This is a genomic window from Streptomyces aureus (assembly GCF_000725495.1).
GTDB lineage: Bacteria > Actinomycetota > Actinomycetes > Streptomycetales > Streptomycetaceae > Streptomyces > Streptomyces aureus_B.
In genome coordinates this window covers 129,032-152,041 of sequence record NZ_JNZD01000002.1, presented here as the reverse complement: position 1 = coordinate 152,041, position 23,010 = coordinate 129,032, and the positions used below count along the sequence as shown (strand labels likewise).

Annotated in this window: 23 protein-coding genes; 18 read left to right on the top strand and 5 right to left on the bottom strand. The window is 72.5% G+C overall.

Annotation, left to right across the window (positions count from 1 at the left end; all coding sequences use genetic code 11):
• The first annotated feature begins 3 nt into the window (after window positions 1-3).
• The 5 genes from IO36_RS03005 to IO36_RS02985 are packed head-to-tail and all read left to right on the top strand — an operon-like array spanning window position 4 to window position 3,524.
• The gene (locus tag IO36_RS03005; protein ID WP_037615735.1) at window positions 4-804 is read left to right on the top strand and encodes a fumarylacetoacetate hydrolase family protein; all 801 of its coding nucleotides are present in this window, start codon (window positions 4-6) and stop codon (window positions 802-804) included.
• The gene (locus tag IO36_RS03000; protein WP_037615734.1) at window positions 801-1,172 is read left to right on the top strand and encodes a VOC family protein; all 372 of its coding nucleotides are present in this window, start codon (window positions 801-803) and stop codon (window positions 1,170-1,172) included. Before IO36_RS03005 ends, IO36_RS03000 begins: the two co-directional genes overlap by 4 nt.
• A gap of 49 nt (window positions 1,173-1,221) precedes the next feature.
• Window positions 1,222-2,004 (top strand): alpha/beta fold hydrolase, encoded by a 783-nt coding sequence (locus IO36_RS02995; RefSeq protein WP_037615733.1) that lies wholly within the window; start codon window positions 1,222-1,224, stop codon window positions 2,002-2,004.
• A complete protein-coding gene (locus tag IO36_RS02990; RefSeq protein ID WP_037615731.1) occupies window positions 2,001-2,498 on the top strand; it encodes a GlcG/HbpS family heme-binding protein in 498 nt (165 codons plus the stop codon). The genes IO36_RS02995 and IO36_RS02990 overlap by 4 nt, the downstream gene beginning before the upstream one ends.
• Window positions 2,499-2,501: 3 nt before the next feature.
• Window positions 2,502-3,524 (top strand): uroporphyrinogen decarboxylase/cobalamine-independent methonine synthase family protein, encoded by a 1,023-nt coding sequence (locus IO36_RS02985; RefSeq protein ID WP_037615730.1) that lies wholly within the window; start codon window positions 2,502-2,504, stop codon window positions 3,522-3,524.
• A gap of 36 nt (window positions 3,525-3,560) precedes the next feature.
• On the opposite strand, the gene IO36_RS02980 is transcribed toward IO36_RS02985, so the two are convergent.
• Entirely contained in the window at window positions 3,561-3,848 is a 288-nt protein-coding gene (locus tag IO36_RS02980; RefSeq protein WP_037615728.1) for a putative quinol monooxygenase, read from the bottom strand.
• 222 nt (window positions 3,849-4,070) lie between these two features.
• Between IO36_RS02980 and IO36_RS02975 the strand changes: the two genes are divergently transcribed.
• The 5 genes from IO36_RS02975 (at window position 4,071) to IO36_RS02955 (ending at window position 10,599) form a co-directional block, all read left to right on the top strand.
• Complete coding sequence (locus IO36_RS02975; RefSeq protein ID WP_037616142.1) at window positions 4,071-5,519, top strand: aldehyde dehydrogenase family protein; 1,449 nt, start codon at window positions 4,071-4,073, stop codon at window positions 5,517-5,519.
• A gap of 32 nt (window positions 5,520-5,551) precedes the next feature.
• The gene (lhgO, locus tag IO36_RS02970; RefSeq protein ID WP_037615726.1) at window positions 5,552-6,763 is read left to right on the top strand and encodes an L-2-hydroxyglutarate oxidase; all 1,212 of its coding nucleotides are present in this window, start codon (window positions 5,552-5,554) and stop codon (window positions 6,761-6,763) included.
• A 131-nt stretch (window positions 6,764-6,894) separates the two neighbouring features.
• The gene (locus tag IO36_RS02965) at window positions 6,895-7,755 is read left to right on the top strand and encodes an amidohydrolase family protein (protein ID WP_037615724.1); all 861 of its coding nucleotides are present in this window, start codon (window positions 6,895-6,897) and stop codon (window positions 7,753-7,755) included.
• Between the two features lie 13 nt (window positions 7,756-7,768).
• The gene (locus IO36_RS02960) at window positions 7,769-9,505 is read left to right on the top strand and encodes a thiamine pyrophosphate-dependent enzyme (protein ID WP_037615722.1); all 1,737 of its coding nucleotides are present in this window, start codon (window positions 7,769-7,771) and stop codon (window positions 9,503-9,505) included.
• Window positions 9,506-9,525: 20 nt separating this feature from the next.
• Window positions 9,526-10,599: an Ldh family oxidoreductase gene (locus tag IO36_RS02955; protein WP_037615721.1), complete on the top strand. Its 1,074-nt coding sequence runs from the start codon at window positions 9,526-9,528 to the stop codon at window positions 10,597-10,599.
• Window positions 10,600-10,716: 117 nt separating this feature from the next.
• Here IO36_RS02955 and IO36_RS02950 read toward each other — a convergent pair whose 3' ends face one another.
• On the bottom strand, window positions 10,717-11,151 hold the full coding sequence (locus IO36_RS02950; protein ID WP_037615719.1) for a cupin domain-containing protein: 435 nt from the start codon (window positions 11,149-11,151) through the stop codon (window positions 10,717-10,719).
• 384 nt (window positions 11,152-11,535) lie between these two features.
• Here IO36_RS02950 and IO36_RS02945 point away from each other — a divergent pair, with 384 nt between their 5' ends.
• The 7 genes from IO36_RS02945 (at window position 11,536) to IO36_RS02915 (ending at window position 18,369) form a co-directional block, all read left to right on the top strand.
• Window positions 11,536-12,186 carry a GntR family transcriptional regulator gene (locus IO36_RS02945; RefSeq protein WP_037615717.1) on the top strand — a complete coding sequence of 217 codons (651 nt, stop codon included), beginning with the start codon at window positions 11,536-11,538 and terminating at the stop codon, window positions 12,184-12,186.
• Window positions 12,187-12,261: 75 nt separating this feature from the next.
• Window positions 12,262-13,044 carry a PIG-L deacetylase family protein gene (locus IO36_RS02940; protein WP_037615714.1) on the top strand — a complete coding sequence of 261 codons (783 nt, stop codon included), beginning with the start codon at window positions 12,262-12,264 and terminating at the stop codon, window positions 13,042-13,044.
• Window positions 13,041-13,751, top strand: coding sequence for a 4-carboxy-4-hydroxy-2-oxoadipate aldolase/oxaloacetate decarboxylase (locus tag IO36_RS02935; RefSeq protein WP_037615711.1), 711 nt, complete (start codon window positions 13,041-13,043; stop codon window positions 13,749-13,751). Before IO36_RS02940 ends, IO36_RS02935 begins: the two co-directional genes overlap by 4 nt.
• 26 nt (window positions 13,752-13,777) lie before the next feature.
• Complete coding sequence (locus tag IO36_RS02930) at window positions 13,778-14,839, top strand: 4-oxalomesaconate tautomerase (RefSeq protein ID WP_037615708.1); 1,062 nt, start codon at window positions 13,778-13,780, stop codon at window positions 14,837-14,839.
• A 9-nt stretch (window positions 14,840-14,848) separates the two neighbouring features.
• Window positions 14,849-15,799 (top strand): catechol 2,3-dioxygenase, encoded by a 951-nt coding sequence (locus tag IO36_RS02925; protein ID WP_037615705.1) that lies wholly within the window; start codon window positions 14,849-14,851, stop codon window positions 15,797-15,799.
• Between the two features lie 298 nt (window positions 15,800-16,097).
• On the top strand, window positions 16,098-17,426 hold the full coding sequence (locus tag IO36_RS02920) for an MFS transporter (protein ID WP_037615702.1): 1,329 nt from the start codon (window positions 16,098-16,100) through the stop codon (window positions 17,424-17,426).
• 166 nt (window positions 17,427-17,592) lie between these two features.
• Window positions 17,593-18,369: a GNAT family N-acetyltransferase gene (locus IO36_RS02915; RefSeq protein ID WP_037615700.1), complete on the top strand. Its 777-nt coding sequence runs from the start codon at window positions 17,593-17,595 to the stop codon at window positions 18,367-18,369.
• A gap of 75 nt (window positions 18,370-18,444) precedes the next feature.
• Here the strand turns inward: IO36_RS02915 and IO36_RS02910 are convergent, their stop codons facing one another.
• Window positions 18,445-19,326, bottom strand: a complete 882-nt coding sequence (locus IO36_RS02910; RefSeq protein ID WP_037615697.1) for a GNAT family N-acetyltransferase — start codon at window positions 19,324-19,326, stop codon at window positions 18,445-18,447.
• A gap of 288 nt (window positions 19,327-19,614) precedes the next feature.
• Complete coding sequence (locus tag IO36_RS02905) at window positions 19,615-19,878, bottom strand: GlsB/YeaQ/YmgE family stress response membrane protein (protein ID WP_037615694.1); 264 nt, start codon at window positions 19,876-19,878, stop codon at window positions 19,615-19,617.
• A 309-nt stretch (window positions 19,879-20,187) separates the two neighbouring features.
• On the opposite strand from IO36_RS02905, the gene IO36_RS02900 reads away from it, so the two are divergent.
• Window positions 20,188-21,633 carry a hypothetical protein gene (locus IO36_RS02900; RefSeq protein WP_037615684.1) on the top strand — a complete coding sequence of 482 codons (1,446 nt, stop codon included), beginning with the start codon at window positions 20,188-20,190 and terminating at the stop codon, window positions 21,631-21,633.
• A gap of 121 nt (window positions 21,634-21,754) precedes the next feature.
• Here IO36_RS02900 and IO36_RS02895 read toward each other — a convergent pair whose 3' ends face one another.
• Window positions 21,755-22,954, bottom strand: a complete 1,200-nt coding sequence (locus tag IO36_RS02895; RefSeq protein ID WP_245173101.1) for an ROK family transcriptional regulator — start codon at window positions 22,952-22,954, stop codon at window positions 21,755-21,757.
• Between the last annotated feature and the right edge of the window lie 56 nt (window positions 22,955-23,010).

Here is a 23,010-nt window from a genome sequence, read left to right as displayed (position 1 = left end):
GTCATGAGATACACCCGTGTGTCCGCCGGAGGGCGGGCGGTGTGGGGCCGCGTGGGGGAGGAGGACGTCGAGCTGCTGTCCGGCTCACCCCTGGACGCCATGGAACGGCGGCCGTACGACGACGACCCCGGGCCCACCGTCATCGGCACCGTGCCCCGCGCCGAGGCCGTCTGGCTGCCGCCCGTCGTCCCGCCCGTGTTCTACGCCGTCGGCCTCAACTACCCACGTCACATCGCCCACTGCGGGGCCCCGACACCCGAGCGCCCCGAGGTCGGCTACCGGGCCAACAACGCCTTGACCGGCCACGGTTCCCCGATCGTCAGACCGGCCGGCGTGACGGGCCGGTTCGAGGCGGAACCCGAACTCGTCGCCGTCGTCGGCCGCACCCTGCGCAACGCCACCTACGAGGAGGCCCGCGCGGCGGTGTTCGGCTGGACGATCGGCAACGACGTCAGCGCCCGTGACTGGCAGCACCGGGACCGCACCCCCTGGCGCAGCAAGAACTCCGACACGTTCAAGCCGATGGGCCCCTGGATCGAGACCGACCTGGACGCGCTCGCGCAGACCACCACGCTCCGCGTCAACGGCGAGGTCAGGGCCGCGTTCCCGACCGGCGACATGGTCTTCGACCCGTACGACCATCTCGTCGCGATCACCCGGCACATCACCGTGCGTCCCGGCGACGTGCTCTGGATGGGCGCCGAGTCGGCCTGCCGGATCGAGCCCGGGGACACCGTCGACATCGAGATCAGCGGCATCGGCGTGCTCTCCAACCCCGTACACCCGGAAGGGATTCCCGTATGAGCAAGGCTCCGCGCTACATCCACCACGTCAACTTCCCCACCACCGACCCCGATCGCACCGCCGAGTGGTACACGAAGGTCTTCGGCATGAAGCGGATCATGCCCAAGTCCAACACCCGGGTCGTCCTGATGACCCGCGGCACCTTCGACCTGCACTTCACCCCGGTCGAGGAAATGGAGCGCATGGCGCCCTACCACTTCGCCGTCGAGGTGGACGACTGGGACGAGTTCCTCGCCCATCTGAAGGACCTGGGCATCCGGCACACCCGGCCGATCGAACGCCCGGAGAACCAGTCCAAGTTCTGCTACATCCACGACCCCGACCACACCATGATCGAGCTGGTCTTCCACGGCAGGCGCCCCGACTGAGCGCGCGCGGCCCGGATTCCCTTCCCCCTTCCTCCAGGAGTTCCCACCCATGCCCTTCGCCGACTCCGACGGCACCTCCGTCTACTACGAACGTCACGGCAGCGGTCCGCCGATCCTGCTCGTGCACGGCAGCGGCGGCAACCACGCCGCCTGGTGGCAGCAAGTCGCCGCACTGCGGGACGAGTTCACCGTCGTCACGCTCGACCTGCGCGGCTTCGGCAGGTCCGACTCCGCCATGCCGGAGTTCGACGGCCAGGACTTCCCCGGTGACGTCGTCGCCGTCCTCGAGGCCGAGGATCTCACCGACGTGATGCTGGTGGGCCAGTCCATCGGCTCGGTGGCCGCCCTGCGCGCCGGCCTGCTGCGCCCCGACCGGGTGTCGGCCGTCGTCCTCGGCCACTCCCTCGGCGGCATCAGCCACCCCGAACTGCGCGAACTGGCCGCCGCCGACCGGGCCGAGGCCGTCAAGCTCCCCGTCATCGACCGGCTGCTCACCCGGCGCTTCCAGCGTGAGCACGCCGACCGCACCTTCCTGTTCCAGCAGATGGGCACCTTCAACGTCGCCCGCATGGCCGACCTGCGCAACCTCGACACCGACGGACCCTCGCTGCGGGACATCGAGGAGTCGGGTCTCGCGATCGCCTTCCTGCTCGGCGAGAAGGACGCGGTGCTCAGCGTGAAGACGGTGACGCGCGCCCATGAACTGGTTCCCGGATCCCGGCTGGAGATCGTGCCGCAGGCGCCCCACTCCATGTACTGGGAGAAGCCGGGCCCGTACAACCGGGCTCTCGCCCGTCTGCGTCGCACCCTCGGACCCAAGGACACGGCATGAGCACCCTCACCCTCGACGCGGCCGAGGAGATCATGGCCGCCGCCCTGGAGCGGGCCCGGTCGCTGGGGAAGGCGGTGAGCGTCGCGGTGGTGGACGCGGGCGGCTTCGTCGTCGGCGTCCGGCGCTGCGACGGCGCCCGCCCCCTCACCCCGGACATCGCCCGGGCCAAGGCGTACACCGCGGCCGTGATGCAGCGGCCCGGGACGATGCTGAAGAAGTGGCAGGAGAGCCAGCCGGTGTTCTTCGCCCAGCTCTCCCAACTGCCGGGAGCCGCCCTGCCCATCATGGCCGCCGAGGGCAGCGTCACGATCAAGAAGGACGGCGAGGTCGTCGGCGGGCTCGGGATCGCGGGAGGCACCGCGGACGAGGACCAGCGGGTGGCCGACGAGGTCCTGGCGTCCCTCGGCTACGAACTGGAGTTCGCCGCCTGGGGTGTCGCGGGGCCGGCGGGCGGCGAGCACACGAAGAGCCCGAACACCGAGAAGGGTGTCTGAGTCATGGCGGACACGTTCAACTACCGCATCGACCACCACGGCAGCCTGGTCCGCCCGGCCGGCCTCACGGGCCCGGGCGGTGATCCGGCGGCGCTGGACGACGCGGTGAAGGAGGCGGTGGCGCTCCAGCGCACGGTGCGCTCCACCGTCGTCACGGACGGCGGGTTCGGCCACGAGGACTTCCGCGGTGGCGTCCTCGGTGCCGTGTCCGGCCTCCGCCGCACGGGGGACACCGGGCCCGACGGTCTGGTCCGCTGGGTGGCCGAGGCCCTGCCCGAGGCGGACGGCCCGCTGGTCGCGGACCGTGCGGCCCGGCTCGCCGAGCTGACGGTGATCGCGCCCAAGGTGTCCCTGCCCTCGCCCGCCTACCTCGCCGCCACCACCTTCGAACCCGCGCTCGCGGGCTCCGGCGGCCCCGCCTCGGCCCGTGAACTCGGCGAGGCGCTGGCCCGGATCGTGCGCGCGGAGATCGAACTGCTCGTCGCCCGGGGCGTCCGTCTGATCCAGCTGGACAACCCCTTGCTGCTCGGCCACGTGGCGGCCGGGCCGGGCGTACCCGGGGCGCTGTCCTTCGAGGACACCCTCGCCTTGGAGGCCCTGGCGGCCCGCCTGGACGAGCGTCCGGAAGGCGTACGGATCGGTGTCTGCCCCGGCACGCGGGCACCGGACGCGGTCGACCGGTCCAGGGCCGAGCGGCTGTACGCCGCGGTCCCCGCCGACCGCTGGATCCTCCCCTACGACCAGGGGACGACGGCCGAACTCGACCTGCTCAGGGCGCTGCCCGAGGACCGGGACGTGTGCCTCGGCGTCGTCGACGCGACCACCCGCGAACCGGAGGACATCGACACGGTGCTGGCCCGGATCGACGCCGCCGCCGAGCTCAAGGACATCGAGGACATGGCGCTGTCCCCGTCCCGCGGGTTCGCCGACGTCGCCGCCCGGCCGCTCATGAGCGCCGAGGACCAGCGCCGCAAACTGGTCCTGGTCGAGACACTCGCCCGCTACTGCTGGGGCAACGAGTTCTGACGCCGGGACGTCGACTCACCGCTGCCGCTGCCCGGTTCACAGGTCTTCGGCGAACGTCACCGTGCGTTCCGTCAGCAGCGGCAGCACCCGGCCCACGATGCACTGCGTGAAGTGGTCCGTCGTCCGGTGCGCCTCGAAGCCCGCGCGGTCCGTGTACCGCTCGTAGAGCACGAACGAGCCCGGCCGGTCCATCTCGGCCTGCACCTCGTAGGCGAGGTTCGCCGGCTCGGCCGGGGTGAGTTCGCGCATCCTCAGCAGCGCGGCACGGACCGTGTCCGCGTCGGCGGGAGCGCACCGGTAGTGGGCGACGACTGCGAAAGCCATGGGTTTCCTCCGGGTGGGGCGGGCCGTGGGGCCCGCCGATTCCAGCACGAATCCCCTGGTGGGCGACCCGCGCGGAACGCAAGCAATGTCTGCCGCCGCGGGGCTGGCCGGACGGGCGCCCGCTCGTGTGTTCTCGGTGCGGCCCCACCCCTCGGGCAGTCCTCGGGCCGTCCCGCCGGTTGACCGCGGCCCCCGCCGCGGCGGACGAGAGAAGTGAACGTGATGCGAACCCTGGAAACCCTCATCGGCGGGAAGTGGGTGACGACCGGCGCGTGGATCGACGTCCACGACCCCGCCGATCTGCGCGCCCCCGTCGCCCGCGTCCCCGCGCTGAGCGCCGCCGACGTCACCGCCGCCTACGACCACGCCGAACGCGGCTTCGCGCTCTGGAGACGCACCAGCCCCTTCGAACGGGCCCGGATCATGACGGACGCGGCCCGGCTGCTGCGCGAGCGCGTGGCGGAGATCGCCGACGACGTCGTGACGGAGATGGGCAAGACCCGGGCCGAGGCGACCGGCGAGACCCTCAAGGCCGCCGACTTCCTGGAGTACTACGCGGGCTTGTCCCGCCAGGGCTACGGGGCGCTGGTGCACGACGTACGCCCCGGCACCCGCACGCACCACCAGCGCGAGCCGCTCGGCGTCGTTCTCGCGATCACCCCCTGGAACGACCCGCTGATCACCCCGGCCCGCAAACTCGCCCCCTGCCTCGCGGCGGGCAACGCCGCGGTCCTCAAGCCGGCCACCGACACCCCGCGGTCCGCCCTGCATCTGGCCCGTGCCCTGCACGACGCGGGCCTGCCCGCCGGTGTCCTGAACGTGGTCACCGGACGCGGCGCGGACGTCTCCGAGGCACTGCTGGGCGACCCGCGCCTGACCGCCGTCACGTTCACCGGCAGCAACGAGGTCGGCGAGACCCTGAGGGCCGCGCTCGCCCACACCAACGTCCGCTTCCAGGGCGAACTCGGCGGCAAGAACGCCACCGTGGTCCTCGCGGACGCCGACCTCGGGGCCGCCGCCGAGGCCGTCGCCGCCGCCGGCTTCGCCCAGGCGGGCCAGCGCTGCACGGCCACCAGCAGGGTGATCGTCGAACGGTCCGTGTACGCGGAGTTCACCGCGCTGCTGCTCGCCGAGACCGCCGCCCTGCGCGTCGGACCGGGGCTCGCCCCCAGCACCACGATGGGGCCGCTGGTCAGTGCCCGGCAGCGGGACGGCGTCCTGCTGGCCGTCGAACGCGCCGTCGAGCAGGGCGCGACGCTCCTTGCCGGCGGCGGCCGTCCCGCGGACGCCTCGCTCGGCCACGGCTGTTACGTCAGTCCGACGGTGCTCGGGCACGTGGCCCCCGACCTCGACATCTGGCGCGAGGAGGTGTTCGGACCGGTCGTGGCGCTGTGCGCGGTGGACTCCTTCGACGAGGCGGTCGAGGCCGTCAACGACTCGGTCTTCGGCCTGGCCGCCGCCGTGTTCACCCGGGATCTGGGCGCCGCCCTCCGGTTCGCGGACCTGGCCGAGTGCGGGCAGATCGCGGTGAACACCACCACCTCCGGCTGGGACGTCCACCACCCGTTCGGCGGGTTCCGCGACTCCGGCTCGCCGTTCAAGGAGCAGGGCGAGGAAGGGCTGCGCTTCTACACCCGGGTCAAGACCGTCGCCGTCCACTTCGGTGGCTGAGCGGTTCCCGGCCCACGAGAGGAGGACAGAGGATGGCTGACGAGACGGTCGCCGTCGTCGGCGCCGGGATCGTGGGGCTCGCCACGGCCCGGGAGATCGCCCTGCGCCGGCCCGGTACGCGCGTGGTGGTCCTGGAGAAGGAGCACGAGGTCGCCGTCCACCAGACCGGGCACAACTCGGGCGTGGTGCACGCCGGCCTCTACTACCGGCCCGGGAGTCTGAAGGCGCGGCTGTGCAGCAGGGGCATGGCGATGATCCGGGAGTACTGCCGGGACCGGGGCCTGCCCTACGAGGAGTGCGGCAAGCTCGTCGTGGCCGTCACGGACGACGAGGTGCCGCGCCTGGAGGCCCTGTACGCCACCGCCCGGGAGAACCGGGTGCCCGGACTGCGCCGGGTCGACGCGGGCGAGATCCACGAGCTCGAGCCGTACTCGGTCGGCCGGGCGGCCCTGCACTCCCCGCGCACGGCCATCACGGACTACACCGCGATCGCCCGGTCGTTCGCCCGGGACGTCGTGGACTCCGGCGGCGAGGTGCGGCTCGGCTTCCCGGTCACCCGCGTCACGCGCCTCCCCGGCGGCGGCGCCGAGGTCGCCTCCGGCGACCGGACCCTGCGGGCCGACCGTCTGGTGCTCTGCGCGGGACTCCACAGCGACAGCGTCGCCCGGCTCGCCGACGACGGCGACGAACCGCAAGTCGTCCCCTTCCGCGGCGAGTACATGACGGTCGCGCCGGACAGGGCGCACCTGGTCCGGGGCCTCATCTACCCGGTGCCCGACCCCCGTTACCCCTTCCTCGGCGTGCACTTCACCCGCCGGGTGAACGGCGAGGTCGAGGTCGGCCCCAACGCCGTCCTCGCCCTGGCCCGCGAGGGCTACCGCCGCTCGGACATCGACGTCCGCGAACTGGCCCGCCTCGCCCGCTTCCCCGGCATGTGGCGGCTCGCACGACAACACTGGCGCACCGGCGTCAGGGAGATGCACGGCTCCCTGTCCATGGCCGCCTACATGAAGGCCGCGCGCGCCTACGTACCCGCCCTGGGCGTCGCCGACGTCGTGCGCGGCGGGGCCGGCGTCCGCGCCCAGGCGCTCGGCAGGGACGGCTCCCTGGTGGACGACTTCGTGATCCACCGGGCCGGAGGTGTCACCGCCGTGCGCAACGCGCCCTCGCCCGCCGCGACCTCCTCGATGGCGATCGCGGAACACATCGCGGACACCGTCCTCGAAGACCCTCGCGCAACCTGAACATGCCCCGTGCGCAGGGCACTTCCGCGCAAGAACTGCTTGCGCTCCCAGCGCTCGGCAAAGCCCTCCCGCCGACCTAGCGTTCCCTCCGCACCACCCCGGCACCCCTCCGCAGAGAAACGGCAGATCACATGTTCGTCGTCGACACCCAGATCCACATCTGGAAGGAAGAGACCCCGGACCGCCCCTGGGTCCCCGGCGCGCGGGAGCGCATCCGCCTCAACGGACACCGCGAGGAACCCTTCTCGTACGAGGAGGCCCTGGAGCTGATGGACGAGGCGGGCGTCAACCGGGCGCTGATCCTTCCCCCGTCCTGGGAGGGCAACCGCATCGACTACGCCCTGGAGGCCTGCGAGGCCCACCCGGACCGCTTCGGCATCATGGCCCGCGTCCCCCAGGACGACCCGGTCGAAGGCACCGCGCTGCTCGAGGAGTTCGCCCGCAACCCGTACATCAAGGGCACCCGGCTCACCTTCCACCGCCCGCAGGACCGCAACTGGATGATCGACGGAACCAACGACTGGTACTGGCCCGTCGCCGAGCGACTCGGTATCCCCACCATGGTCCACGCCCCGATCTGGAAGCGCGAACTCGGCGAGATCGCCGCCAAGCACCCGGGACTGAAGATCATCATCGACCACATGGGCATCATGGCCCGCTGCGTGGACGACGCGATCGGCTACTGGGTCCAGGAGACCGCCGACCTGGCCGTCCACCCGAACATCTACGTCAAGGTCTCGGCGCTGCCCGGCTATTCGACGCAGCCCTTCCCCAACCGCAACATCGAGAAGTACGTGCGCGAGATGGTCGACAAGCTGGGCCCCCGGCGGTGCTTCTACGGCACCGACATCACCCGGCTGCTCGGTCACGGCATCACCTACACCGACACCATCGAACAGTTCACCCAGCACTGGGACTTCACGCCCGAGGAACTGGAGTGGATCCTCGGCCGGGGCATCTCCGAGGTCCTCGACTGGCCGATCGAAGGCTGAGGGCGCACCGGAGATGACGGACACCGAGAACGCACCGGAGGCCGGCCGCCTGGACGGCGGCGAGGCACTCGTCGCGGCCTTCGACGCCGTCGGCGCCGACCACGTCTTCTGCTCGTCGGGGTCGGAATGGGCCCCGGTCTGGGAGGCGCTGGCCCGCCGCCACCGCGACGGCGAGAAGACCCCGGGGTACCTGGACCTCACCCACGAGACGGTCGCGGTCGGCATGGCCACCGGCTACGGGCTCCTCGCCCGCCGGCCGCAGGCCGTGCTCCTGCACGCGGCCCCCGGACTGCTCCAGGGCTCCATGGCCGTCCACGGCGCCCTCCTCGCGGGCGTCCCCATGGTCGTCGCCTCCTCGGAGTCGACCACCTACGGCGACGGACCCGGACCCGACCCCGGCGGCCAGTGGTACCGCAACCTGTCCGTCGTGGGCGGACCCCACACCATCGCGCGGCCGTTCACGAAGTGGTCCAACGAGGCCGCGGGCGTGCACACCCTGCCCGCCATGGTCACCCGGGCCGCGGAGCTGGCCTGGCGGGCCCCGGCCGGCCCCGCCTACCTCAACATCCCGCTGGAGATCCTGCTGGAGGAGTGGGACGGCCGCGAGGCCAAGCCCGTCGTCCCGCCGGGCTCCACGCACAGTTCCCCCGAAGAGGCCGACGCCGTGGCCGAGCTGATCCGCGAGGCGGCCTGCCCGGTGATCGTCACCGAGACGGCGGGCCGTGAGGCGGGCGGCTTCGAGGCGCTGCTCGCCTTCGCGGAGGCCTGGAACATCCCCGTCGTCGAACCCGACTCCGCGGTGTGCGGCAACTTCCCGCGCACCCACCCGCTGCACGCCGGCGCGGACATCGGCCCCTGGATGGACGAGGCCGACCTCATCCTGCTGGTCAACTGCCGCGCTCCCTTCTACCCGCCCTCGCGCCGCCCGGCGAAGGCGCGGATCGTGGTCCTCGACGAGGTTCCCCAGCGCCCCCATATCGCGTACCAGGTCCTCTTCGCCGACCGCTATCTGGAAGGCGATGTCACCAACACCCTGCGCCAGTTGGCCCGACGGGCGCCGGCACGGTCCGGCGACGACCCGACGGCCACGGCCGCCCGCACCGCGCGCCGCGCCGAGCACGAGCGGCGGCACGCCGACGAACAGGCCTCCATCGCGGCCGCCGAGGCGAAGGCCGCGCGCTCGGAGGGCGTCGACCCCGTGCACGTCGCCGCCACCCTGCGCCGGCTCCTGGACGGCCGGGACGCGGTCGTCGTCGACGAGACCATCACCCACAGCCGCGTCGTCAGACGCCATCTGCGGACCGCCGCCCCGGACTCGTACTTCTACGTCCAGGGCGGACTCGGCCAGGGCATCGCCGTCGCGCTCGGCGTGAAACTCGCCGCGCCGGAGCGGCCGGTGGTCCTCACGATCGGCGACGGCGCCTTCGCGTACAACCCGGTCATCCCCTCGTACGACGCCTCGAACGCCTACGGACTGCCGCTGCTGGTCGTGGTGTTCAACAACCGTGTCTACAAGTCGATGAACCTCAACCACCGCAGGTTCTACCCCGAAGGCGCGGCCGCCGGAACCGGCGAGTGGCTCGGCACCGACCTGCGCCGGCTGCCCCGGCTCGCCGCGTTCGCCGAACCGTTCGGCATGCACACCGAGACCGTCGACGCCACGGACGCGCTCGCCCCCGCCCTGGAGCGCGCGCTCAAGGCGGTGGCGGAGGGCACCACCGCCGTCGTCGACGTCCTCGTCACCCGCTGATCCAGGAGGCATCCGCCACCATGACAAAACCGCCAACACCCGTGTCCAACAGCGTGCTTGTCGCCGCCGGGGACCTCCGCGGCCTCGCCGCCGCACTCCTGGAGAAGGGCGGCCTCGGCCCCGGGCACGCCCGCACCACCGCCGACGTGTTCGTCTGGGCCGCGCTGCGCGGTATCGACTCCCACGGCATCGCGCGCGTCCCCGCCTATCTGGACCTGCTCGCCGAGGGGGTGGCCAACGCCCGCCCCGAGATGACCGTCGAGCGGGGTACGGGGGCCGTCGCCGTCCTCGACGCGGACCGCGCGCCGGGACCCGTCGCCCTCACCGCGGCGGCCGAGGAGGCCGTGACCCGGGCCAGGACGAGCGGGGTCGCGGCCGTCGGGGTGCGCCGCACCGTGCACACCGGCGCCATCGGCCACTACGTGTCCCGGATCGCCGAACAGGGCCTGATCGGCGTCGCGTTCGTGGCCGGCATGCCCAACATGGGCTACACCGGGGTCAAGGGCGCGGCCGTGGCGACCAGCCCGCTCGCGATCGCCGTACCGGCGCGCAGCCACGCCCCGCTCCTGCTCGACATGGCGACCGCCACCATCGCCCTGGGCCGGATCCGGCAGGCCAGGGCGAACGGCACCCCGCTGCCCGAGGGAGCCGCCGCCACCGCGGACGGCACGCCCACCACCGATCCGGAACGAGCCGTGATGCCGCTGCCGCTCGGCGGCGCCAAGGGGTCCGGCATGTCGCTCGCCTTCGAGCTGCTGACCAGTGTGCTGGTCGGCGCGCCCGTCTTCGCCGCCTTCCACTCCGAGGACCCCGGAGGCCGCGAGCACCGCCAGAACGCCCTGATCATCGCCCTCGATCCGGCGGCCTTCGGGGACGCCGACGCCTTCACCGAGGCCGTCGACGCCACGCTCGCCACCCTCAAGGGGCTTCCCCCGGCGGACGGAGCCGAGGGCGTGCACTACCCGGGAGAGCGCAGCGCCGCGCTGGGCGCGCTGCGCGGGGCGGAGGGGGTGCCGGTGACGGCGAAGGTCTGGCGCGAACTGACCGAGCGCGCCGCCACGTTCGGCGTTCCGGTGCCCGAGGTCCGCGGATAGCACCGGAGAAGCGGCGTACACACGAGCGGCCCGGTGCCGCGGCGGACGAGGGACGTCCGCCGCGGCACCGGGCCGTCCTGCTGCCGGGTCCGGTACGGCGGTTATGCGCCGGGCGGCTTACTGGAAGTCGCAGCCGGGGTTCGGGGCGTCCTCCGAGAAGGGGGCGCCGTGCGGCAGGACGTACAGGACGTCGAGGACCAGTGGCCGCTTCCCGAGATTGCGTCCGATGTGGACGTTGCCGGGACCGGCCGGCTCGGTGAGGGAGTCGCCTGCGCGGTAGCGGCCGTCCTGGGCGCACGTCGAGTCGAAGTGGCTGAGCGTGCCCTGCTCGACGTACCCGTACAGCGGGCCGTCGTGGTAGTGCCAGCCGGTCGACTGGCCCGGCGGGACGGTGATCTCGCGCAGGGTGTAGTCGGTGCCGTCGACGGTGGTCTGCCACAGGATCCTGCCGCTGACCCCGGGGTCCGGGGGAGTCGCGTGGGCGGGGGCGGCGACGAGGGCCAGGCACAGGGCGGCGAATCCCGCCGCCCCGGTGCGGAGCGAGGCACGCATGCGGTGAGTCCCTTCGGTCGAGGACGAGGTGACGTTCGCTGTGCGGGTGCGGGTGCGGGTGCGGGTGCGGGTGCGGGTGCGAGCCTTGCAGTGCAGTGCAGTGCAGTGCAGTGCAGTGCAGTCCAGTGCGGTGCCGTGCCGTGTCGGAGCGCGTCCGTGCCCGGCCCCGGCGCGGTCCGGGGGTGACGGACGAGCTTCATGGTGGGGCCCTCCCGGCCGCGCCACAAGCCGTGTGCGGCGGCCGGGGGGAACGCCGTCCGGCCTGCGCGGCAGCGGACCCGCGGGTTCCGCCGACGCCATGGTCGGCAACATGCCGAACAAAATTGTTGACAATCTTGTTGGTCTAGATTTACGTTCGACAGGCACTCACTCAGGGAGGGCGCAATGCAGAAGGAAGCCCGTCCAGGCACCGGCGAGCAGGCCAAGCAGCACGCGTTGGTGCAGCTGCGGCAGGCGATTCTGCGCGGAGAGATGGCACCGGCCCAGCGGCTGGTGGAGAACGAACTCGCCGAGCAGTTCGGTGTCACCCGGGCCAGCGCACGGGCGGCGCTGATCGAGCTGGAATCGGAGGGACTGGTCGAACGGATCCGCAACCGCGGATCGCGCGTCCGGGTGGTGACCGTGGAGGAAGCGGTCGCCATCACCGAGTGCCGCATGGCCCTCGAAGGACTCTGCGCCGCCAAGGCGGCCGTCCTGGCGACCGACGACCAGCTCGCCGAGCTGGCCGGCCTCGGCGCCGCGATGGTCAAGGCGGTCGCCGACGGCGAACCGGTCACCTACTCCGAGCTGAACCACGAAGTGCACGCCCGGATCAGGGAGTTCTCCGGCCAGCGGACGGCCGTCGAACTCCTGGAGCGGCTCAACGCCCAACTGGTGCGCCACCGGTTCCAGTTGGCGCTGCGGCCCGGCCGTGCGCAGCAGTCCCTGAGTGAACACCTGGCCATGATCGAGGCGATCGGGGCCAGGGACCCGCAGGCGGCCGAAGCGGCCGTCCGCGCCCACCTCGGCAGCGTGATCGAAGCGCTGCGCGACTGACGTGCCGCGCGGCGACGCGCGGCACGGCCGGCAGCCGGGGAGGGCGCTCACCTGTCCACCAAGGAGATTGCTGCCATGACGCACGGCTACGCGCCCGCCGCCCCCGAACCCCCGGCCCCGTCCGGGGGCAGTCCGTCCAGGTCGACGCTGGTCGTCACCGCGCACGCCGGAGACTTCGTGTGGCGGGCCGGGGGAGCCGTCGCCCTGGCCGCCTCCCGGGGCGAGAAGGTCACGATCGCGTGCCTCACCTTCGGCGAGCGCGGCGAGTCCGCGAAGGCCTGGCGCGAGGGCAAGAAGCTCGACGAGATCAAGGCGATACGCCGCGAGGAGGCCGAGCGGGCCGCCGCCGCCCTCGGTGCCGCCGTCCGCTTCTTCGACGCCGGCGACTACCCGCTCACCGCCACCGCCGAGCTCACCGACCGGTTGGTGACGGTCTACCGCGAGACCCAGCCGGACGTCGTGCTCACCCACCCCACCGAGGACCCGTACAACGGCGACCACCCCGCCGCCAACCGCATGGCCCTGGAGGCCAGGGTCCTCGCCCAGGCCATCGGCTACCCGGGGGAGGGCGAGATCATCGGCGCCCCGCCCGTCTTCTACTTCGAGCCCCACCAGCCCGAGATGAGCGGCTTCCGGCCCGAAGTCCTCCTCGACATCACCGAGGTGTGGGAGACCAAGCGCGCGGCGATGGAATGCCTCGGCGCCCAGCAGCACCTGTGGGACTACTACACCGACCTGGCCGTGCGCCGTGGTGTCCAGCTCAAGCGCAACGCCGGCCCCAATCTGGGCCTGGCCCACCGGACCATGGCCGAGGCCTTCATGCGTCCCTACCCGCAGATCGCCAAGGAGCTCGCATGAGCGGCGTGATCGTCACCGGCCCGCCGAAGGCGGACGCGAAGGACGTCGAGGCGATCGCCGCGTACGGCACCGCCACCGTCCACGAGGCGATGGGCCGCACCGGCCTCCTCGGCACCGGGCTGCGCCCGATCCAGCAGGGCGTACGGGTCGCGGGCACCGCCGTGACCGTGCTCTCCTGGCCCGGCGACAACCTCATGATCCACGCCGCCGTGGAGCAGTGCGGCGAGGGCGACGTCCTGGTCGTCACCACCACCTCGCCCTCCACCGACGGCATGTTCGGCGAGCTGTTCGCCACCGCGCTCCACCGGCGCGGCGTTCGCGGCCTGGTCATCAACGCCGGGATCCGGGACACCGCCGAACTGCGTGAGATGGGCTTCGCCGCCTGGTCCGCCGCCGTCAGCCCGCAGGGCACCGTGAAGGCGACCGGCGGCTCCGTGAACGTGCCCGTGGCCGTCGGCGGCCAGATCGTCCGGCCAGGCGACGTGATCCTGGCCGACGACGACGGCGTGGTGTGTGTGCCCCGCGAGAGCGCCCGCGCGGTCGCCGAGGCCTCCGCGGCCCGCGAACGCAAGGAGGCGCTGGCCCGCGCCGCCTTCCTCGACGGCGAACTCGGCCTGGACCGCTACGGGTTGCGCGAGACCCTGGTGCGTCTGGGCGTCACCTACACGTCCTACGACGACTACGTCCGGGACGGAGCGGGGACGTGAACGGCGGCCCGGAGGGAATCCGTTGCATGCTCCTGCGCGGCGGCACCTCCAAGGGCGCGTACTTCCTCGCCGGGGACCTGCCCGCCGAAGCCGCGGAAAGGGACGCGCTGCTGCTGCGGGTGATGGGCAGCCCCGACCCGCGTCAGATCGACGGCCTCGGCGGCGCGCACCCGCTGACCAGCAAGGTGGCCGTGGTCTCGGCCTCGACCGACCCCGCGGCCGACGTCGACTACCTCTTCCTTCAGGTCGGGGTCGAAAAGGCGGAGGTGTCCGACCGTCAGAACTGCGGCAACATCCTCGCCGGGGTCGGCCCGTTCGCCGTCGAACGCGGACTCGTCGAGCCGGGGGAGGGCCGTACCTCGGTCCGCATCCGCATGGTCAACTCGGGTGACCTCGCGACCGCGACCTTCCCCACCGAGGGCGGACGGGTCGTCTACGAGGGGGACGCCGAGATCTCCGGAGTGCCGGGGACCGCGGCGCCCGTCGTGATCGAGTTCCCGCCGGGGAGCGCTCCGCTGCTGCCCACCGGTCATGCCCGGGACCTCGTCGCCGACATCCCCGTGACCTGCGTGGACAACGGCATGCCGACCGTCCTGATCGCCGCGGACTCGCTGGGCGTCACCGGGTACGAGGACCCCGGGGACCTGGAGGAGGACTTGGCGCTGGCCGACCGCCTCCGTGCGATCCGCCTGGAGGCGGGCAAGCTGATGGGTCTCGGGGACGTCGAGAGCGCCACCGTGCCCAAGCTGACCCTGCTCGCCCCGCCCCGCGACGGCGGGGCCGTCACGACTCGCACCTTCATACCGGTGCGCTGCCACACCTCCATCGGCGTCCTCGGCGCCGCGAGCGTCGCCGCGGGACTGCGCGTGGAGGGCGGCGTCGGACACGCCGTGGCGCTCCTGCCCGGACACGGCGACCGGCTGCGTATCGAACACTCCACCGGATTCCTCGACATCGAGGCGGGCGTCGACCACGGCCTCGGGGGCGACCCTCCCGTGGCCCGGCGCACCGCCGTCGTCCGCACCGCACGCAAGATCTTCGACGGCACGGTCTTCCCCCGGCCGGCCGGAGCCGCACACCACCCCTGAGGAGGCCCCATGGCCCCGCCCCTTGGCGACATCGCCCACCTCGGGCACGTCGAACTGCTCACCCCCGACCTGGACGCCAGCGTCCGGTTCTTCACCGAGTACCTGGGTCTGACCGAGAACGGCCGTTCCGGCGACTCCGTCTACCTGCGGACCTGGGACGACTACGAACACCACAGTCTGACGCTCACCGCCCACACCACCTCGGGCATCCGCCGCACCGCCCTGCGCGCCTCCGGCGAGGAGGCCCTGAGGCGCCGGGTCCAGGCGATCGAGAGCTCCGGGCGGGAGGGCCGCTGGGTGGACGACGAGCCCGGCATCGGCCCGCTCTTCGTCACCACCGACCCCGACGGCCACGAACTCGCCCTGTACTGGGAGAGCGAGTGGTACCGGGCGCCGGAGCACCTGAGGCCCGGACTGAAGAACCAGCCCCAGGCCAAACCGGGCCACGGGGTCGGGGTGCGGCGCCTGGACCACGTCAACTACCTGGCTTCCGACGTCGCCGCGAACGGGGACTTCGTCCGCGACGCGCTCGGAGCCCGCCCGACCGAGCAGATCCGGCTGGACAGCGGCCGGATCGCCGCCCAGTGGCTGACCTTCAGCAACAAGTCGTACGACGTCGTCTACACGGAGGACTGGACGGGTTCGAACGGGCGCCTGCACCACGTCGCGTTCGCCACGGACACCCGCGAGGACATCCTGCGCGCCGCCGATCTCGCCCTCGACACCGGTGTGTTCATCGAGACCGGCCCGCACAAGCACGCCATCCAGCAGACGTTCTTCCTGTACGTCTACGAACCCGGCGGCAACCGCGTCGAGTTGTGCAACCCGCTGACCCGGCTCGTCCTGGCCCCCGACTGGCCGGTGATCACCTGGACCGAGGAGGAGCGGAAGAAGGGCCAGGCCTGGGGCTTGAAGACCATCGAGTCCTTCCACACCCACGGCACACCCCCCATCGCCTGACCACCCTCCCAGGCGCCCGGCCGAAGGCGAGGCCGAGCAGCCCTTTTCGGCCACCCCTCGCACGTGGGCGGCACCGGTCGTGTGCCGCCCGCGTGCGTTCTCACCTGCTTCTCAGCCATGCGTGCGACCGTCGTACTGGGTGGCCCGATTGCCTCCAGGATTGTTGACAAAAACGTTGACACCTCAGGAGTTCACTCCTTAGCGTCTGTCGCACCATCGGGCCGGCCGCACGAGCCGCGTCGGCCCGCACCCCCGAACCGCTTCCAGGGCCCCCACCTCTGGACGAGAGGAAACAACGATGTCCTCCTCCCTCGCCCTGCCCGCTCGCGGCGCCGGCAGACTGGCCGCACTGGTCGTCGGCCTCTGCTGGCTCGTCGTCCTCTTCGACGGCCTCGACATGTTCATCTACGGGTCCGTGCTGCCGCACATGCTGGAGACGAAGGCGCTCGGCATCGACCCCGGCAAGGCCGGCGACGTCGGCTCGTACGCCACCTTCGGCATGCTGATCGGCGCCCTGTGCTCCGGCACCGTCAGCGACTGGGTCGGCCGCAAGAAGACGATCATCGTCTCGACCGCCGTGTTCTCGCTGGCCTCCGCGCTCTGCGCCGCCGCCGGGAGCCTGGACGTCTTCAGCCTCGGGCGCTTCCTGGCCGGCCTCGGCCTCGGCGGCCTGCTGCCGAGCGCGATCACCATGGTCACCGAGTACGCGCCGCGCGGCCGCCGCGCCCTGATCGTGGGCTCCCTCATGACCGCGCACCAGGCCGGCGGCATCGTCGCCGGATTCGTCGCCCTCGGGACGGGCGACTGGCGGGTCTCCTTCTGGATCTGCGTGATACCGCTGTTCATCGGCGTCCCCCTCGCGGCCGCCTACCTGCCCGAGTCCATGGCCTTCCTCCAGGCCAAGGGCCGCGACGACGAGGCCCGCGCGCTCGCCGAGCGCTACGGCGTCGACCTGGCCGCCCGTGCCGAGGAGCGCCAGGCCGTCGCCGACCGCTTCGGCGCGCTCACCGCCCTGTTCCGCGGCGGCCGGTGGGCCCAGACCCTGCTCTTCTGGATCGCCTCCTTCGGCGGCCTCCTCCTCGTCTACGGCGTCTCGCAGTGGCTGCCCTCGCTCATGAGGGCCAACGGCTACAACCTCGGTTCCTCGATCGGCTTCGTGATCGTCATCAACCTCGGCGGCATCGTCGGCATGCTGATCGGCGGACGCCTTACCGACCGGTTCGGCGGCTCGGTCGTCTCGGCGGTCTGGTTCGGCGCCACCGCGGTCGGCATCTACTCCCTCAGCGTCAAGATGCCGCTGCCCCTCACCTACACCGTCGTCTTCCTGACCGGCCTGTTCCTCTTCAGCGCCCAGGCGATGATCTACGCGACGGTGGCCCACCGCTCCGACGACGACAACCGCGCCACCGCCGTCGGCTGGACCTCCGGCATGGGACGCTTCGGCGCCGTCTTCGGCCCCTGGCTCGGCGGACAGCTGCTCGCCGACGGCTCGACCACCGCCGGCTTCACCGCCTTCGCCCTCGCGGGCGTCTTCTCCCTGGTGTTCGTCAGCCTGACCGGCCTGCGCGGCGTCCGGACGACGCCCCCGAGCCCCGCGCCGCGGCAGGAGCTGACCGCCACCGGCTGACCGGGGCCGGAGTGACCGGCGTCCGGGCGGGGCCTGCGAACGGGCCCGCCCGGACGTCCTCGTGTCGGCGGCCGGGCGGGGGAGCGGGGCTCCGAAACGCCGTTCCCGACCGGTGCGGACACATATTCCCGTTGCCCCGTTCGTCCCGGGGTGCTGGAGTGAGCCCATGGATCATGCAGCGGTACTGGCGCTGTTCGACCGGGACATGCGGGAGGGTGCCCGGCCGGACGCGCCCGGCGCGCGCGTCGAGCGCGTCGGCAAGGTGGTGCGCCAGGTCGGCGCCGACAAGGGCTGGAACGGGGTGCTCTGGTCCGGACTGGACGCGGCGGGCGCGGACGCGGCCATCGCCGAACAGGTGCGGTTCTTCTCCGGGCTCGGCGGCGGCTTCGAGTGGAAGCTCTACGGCCACGACAAGCCCCAGGACCTCGGGCAGCGGCTGCGGGCCGCGGGCTTCACCGCCCGCCCCGAGGAGACGGTGATGGTGGCCGAACTGAGCGTCCTGGACCTCCACGTGCAGCCGCCCGAAGGCGTACGGCTGCTGCCGGTCACCGACCGCGCGGGCGTCGCCCTTGTCGCCGACGTCCACGAGCAGGCCTTCGGCGGTGACAGCACGCGCCTTCGCCACCAGCTGCTCGCCCAGCTCACCGGCGACCCGAACACGGTCGTGGCGGTCGTGGCCCTCGTCGGCGACGTCCCGGTCAGCGCGGCGCGCATGGAACTCCTGCCGGGCGCCCGGTTCGCCGGGCTGTGGGGCGGCGGCACCGTCGAGGCCTGGCGGGGCCGGGGCATCTACCGAGCCCTGGTCGCCCACCGCGCCCGGGTGGCCGCCGAGCGCGGCTACCGCTACGTCCAGGTCGACGCCTCGAGCCAGAGCCGCCCGATCCTCACCCGCCTGGGCTTCCAGCCGCTCACCACGACCACCCCGTACGAGTACGAGGGCTGAACCGGGCGCCGCCGGCGGGGGAGCCGGCGGTGTCACCTCCGGTGGTCCTCGGTCCGTCGCCGTACCGCCCCGCCCTCAGAGGTCCAGCCGGTACTCCAGCTCCCGATGGGTGGGCCGGTAGCCGAGCCGGTCGTTGACGGCGATCATGTACGCGTTGCTGTCGGCCGTGTCGGTCAGCAGACCGGCGAGTTCCGGGTACCGCAGCCGGGCCCCGCGGATCGACTCCGCCTTCATCCACAGTCCGAGGCCGTGGCCGCGGTGCTCGGGCAGGACGCCTGTTCCGTAGTGCTGGGCGTCACCCCGCCCGTCCCCGGGGACGACGAGTTCCGAGAATCCGACGATCGAGCCGTCCGAACGGTCCATCGCGGCGACGGTGTGCAGCGCGTCGCCCCGGTCCAGGACGGCCCGGGCCACGGCCACGGTCCGCTTCACGTCCCAGGCCTCGAAGCCGAAGTCGCTGTCCTCCATGGGCATGTCGTCCATGCCTCGGCGGGAGTCGGTGAAGGTGTGCGCCAGCTCGGCCGGGACGACGCCGTCCCAGCACCTCAACTCGTATCCGGGGTGCGGGCGTTCGACGATCCGGGTCACCGCATCGAGGTCCAGCTCCGGCAGTGGCAGGCGGGCGAACGTCAACGCCAGGACCGGACGGAAATCGTACGCCGTGAGGAACGGTTCGCCGGGTGAGCCGGCCGTGACGCGGGCGACGAGCGAGCGGCGTCCCTCGCCCCGCGCGGCGGTCAGGGCGGCGTCCAGGAGGGCGCCGCCCACTCCGGTGCGCCGCTCGTCCGGGTGCACCGCGATCTCCAGTTCGGCACGGTGGTCCTGCCCCTTCCGGCCGGACAGCCGGAGGAACGCCGAGCCCACCGGGACCCCTTCGGCGCCGGAGGCCAGCCAGACAAGACGCCGGCTCGACGGGGAGGAGTCGGGATCGGTCAGCGGCGTGATGCGAGGTGACAAGGGGTCTCCGTGGCGTGGGGCGAGCGCGGGTGCCCGGGTGGGCGAACCCCGGGACCGTAGCCGCGCCCGCCGAGGCGCCGCAACGCAATTCGACCCGCACCCCGCCCGTCGAGGTGCCGCAACCGCAATTGGGCCCGTGCCCCGCCCGCCGACGTGTCGCGACGCAATCGGGCCGGCGCTCCACCCGCCGACGTGCCGCAACGTATTCGGCCCGCGCCCCGCCCGGCCGTCCCCGGCGCCCGGTCGTCCCCGAGCCCAGTCGTTGCCGCGCTCAGCCGGCCCGCGCGCTCAGTGGCGCCCCCGCGCCCGGTCCAGCGCCGCAACTCCTATCGCGGCCAGGCCGATCTGGATCAGCCACTCGATCCAGTCGACGCCCTTCGTGTCGGCGACGCCGAACGCCGCGGCGACGCCCGAGCCGATGAACGCGGCCACGATGCCGACCACGATCGTCCACAGGATGCCGATGCGCTGGCGCCCGGGCACGGCGAGCCGGCCCAGTACACCGATGACGATGCCGATGACGATGGCACTGATGACGCCCGAGATCTCCATCTCAGCCCCTCCTGGTCGGTCCCCCGCCCTATGTATCTGCCCTCTCGGGGTGAAGCCAGTCCGCTCGGGCAAGGGCAGCCGCCTCGGCGGGGGACGGTCTTCTGCGCGGGCATCCGAACCGGCCCTCGCCGACCCCCTCCGCGGGCCCGCGCCCGCGCTTCCTGTGAGTTCCGGCCGATCCCTGGGCAGCCCCCAGGTGGTCATGTACCGTTCAATGATCTGTCGGGCGGAGGACGGTCGTCTCTCGTTCTACGCGCGCAGACTTGGCTCCCGCACCGCCTCTCCCCCCTCTCACGGAGGTTCCGCCGGATGCTCGGATTCAGAAAGTCCCCCCACAGACTCACCACGGCCCTGGGCGTGTTCGGACTGCTCGTCACGGGCGTCGCCCTCCAAGCGGCCGCCACCGTTCCCGCCCACGCGGCCACGACCCACCGGGTGCTGTTCGACAACGGTCACGCCGAGACCGCGGGCAACGCCGACTGGATCATCTCCACCAGCCAGCCCGACCCGCTCGGCCAGAACTCCAGCCCGACCTCGGAGACGTCCTGGACGGGCGCCCTGTCCTCGTGGGGCGTGGCCCTGCAGAAGACCGGCAACTACAGCCTCAAGACCCTGCCTTCGGGCTCCAGCCTCACCTACGGCGGCAGCGCGGCGACCGACCTCTCGAACTTCGACGAGCTGGTCCTGCCCGAGCCGAACACGCTGTTCACCACCGCCGAGAAGACCGCCATCATGACGTTCGTCAAGAACGGCGGCGGACTCTTCATGGTCTCCGACCACACCGGCGCCGACCGCAACAACGACGGCTACGACGCGGTCGAGGTCCTCAACGACCTGATGACGAACAACAGCGTCGACAGCACCGACCCGTTCGGGTTCTCCATCGACTCGCTGGACGTGAACTCCGACTACCCGGCCGCGATCAGCGACAGCACCAACGCGGTCCTGCACGGCTCGTTCGGCACCGTGACCAAGAGCCTGATCGCCGACGGCACCACGGCCACGCTCAAGCCCGCGGACAACTCGGCCGTCAAGGGCCTGGTCTACCGCACCGGTTACTCCGGGAACACCGGGGCCTTCTTCGTGACCAGCACCTTCGGAAGCGGCAAGGTCGCCTTCTGGGGCGACAGTTCACCGATCGACGACGGCACCGGCCAGTCCGGCAACACCCTGTACGACGGCTGGAACGACACCGGGGCCACCAACGCGGCGCTCGCCCTCAACGCCACCGACTGGCTCGCGGGTACGAGCAGCGGCGGCGGCGGCGGTGGCACCGGAACCTGCACGGCCGCGCAGCTCCTCGCGAACCAGGGCTTCGAGTCCGGTGCCACGTCCTGGACCGCCACCAGCGGGGTCATCACCAGCAGCTCCAGCGAGGCGGCCCGCACCGGTTCGTACAAGGCCTGGCTGAACGGCTACGGCTCGGCCAACACGGACACGCTCTCCCAGGCCGTGGCCATCCCCTCCGGCTGCTCGGCCACCCTCAGCTTCTATCTCCACGTGGACACGGCCGAGACGACCACGACCACGGCGTACGACACCCTGAAGGTGCAGGTGCTCAACAGCAGCGGCACCGTGCTCGCGACGCCGGCCACGTACTCGAACCTGAACGCCGCGTCCGGGTACACGCAGCGCTCGTTCAGCCTCGGTTCCACCTACGCGGGCCAGACGGTCACGATCAAGTTCACCGGCGTCGAGGGCTCCACGCTCCAGACGTCGTTCGTCATCGACGACACCGCGCTCAACGTGAGCTGAGCCGGAGCCGGACGAGGGGCGGGCCCGCACGGGTCCGCCCCTCGCGCCGTCGCGGTCGTCGCCGTCGCCGTGGCCGGGGCGACGGGCCCGGGAGCCCGGAACCGGTCGTCGTTCCGTCGGTTCAGGACCCCGACCTGCGCTCGAACACCACCTCGCGCGCGGTCCCCAGGGCCGTTGCCACCGCGCCGAGCAGGACCGCGTCCTCGCCCAGCCGGCCGGGCACGATCCTCGGCCGGAGCGGAGTCAGGGTACGCAGGGTCTCGCGCACGGGCCGCAGCAGCAGGTCGACGCTGTGTCCGACCCCGCCGCCCAGCACGACCAGGTCGGGATCGAGCACCGCCGTGGCCGCCGCCACCGTGTACGCGATCCGCTCGCCCTCCAGCCGGACCGCCTCGACCGCCGGTTCCCGCCCCTCGCGGGCCGCGTCGAAGACGGCCTTCGCGGTCAGCTGCCCGGTCATGCCGAAGTGCCGGGCCGCCTCGACCACCGCCTCCCCGGACACCGCGTCCTCCAGGGTCCCGGGCCCCGGCCGGCCCGGCCAGGGGAGGAAGCCGATCTCGCCGGCCCCGCCGTGCGCCCCCGTGAACAGCCGGCCCTCGCTGACCACACCCATGCCGAGACCGGTGCCGATCATGATGTACGCGAACAGCCGGCTGCCCGCGCCGACCCCGTACGTGTACTCGCCCAGGGCCGCGAGGTTGGCGTCGTTGTGCACCTCCAGCGGGATGCCCAGCTCCTCGCGCATCCGGTCGAACAGGCCCGCGCGGCCCCATCCGGGCAGGTGCATCGCGTACCGCACCCGGCGCCGCTCCTCGTCGTACACGCCCGGGGTGCCCACCACCGCGTGCGCCACCTCGTGCGCCCCGACGCCGGAGTCGGCGACGACCTGACGGGCGGTGGACACCACGAGGTCGGCCATGGCCCCGGAGGTGCGGGCGCGGTTGCGCACGTCGGCGCGGGCGACGACGGCGCCGTCGAGATCGGCCACGGCGACGCGGAGCCAGCCGCGCCCTATGTCGACGCCCAGCGCGTACCCGGCGGCGGGGTCGGGGGCGTAGAGGACGGCGACCCGGCCGCGCTCGGGCGCCTGTGTGCCGACCTCGTGGACCAGCCCCGCCTCCTCGAGCGCGGCGAGCGCGCTGGAGACCGTGGGCTTGGAGAGACCGGTGTCGCGGGCGAGCTGGGCGCGCGAGGCGGGGCCGCCGGAGCGCAGCCGGCCAAGCAGCAGCCGTTCGTTGCTGCTGCGCAACCGGCTTCGGTTCCACGGCTGTTCGGGCTGCTCTGCGACATCGCCGACGGGCATCGCACCATTCTCGCTCATGCGGGAGACCCTCTTGACGCGCTTAGTAAGGCTCCTTAACTTTATCGCCCAGTCGG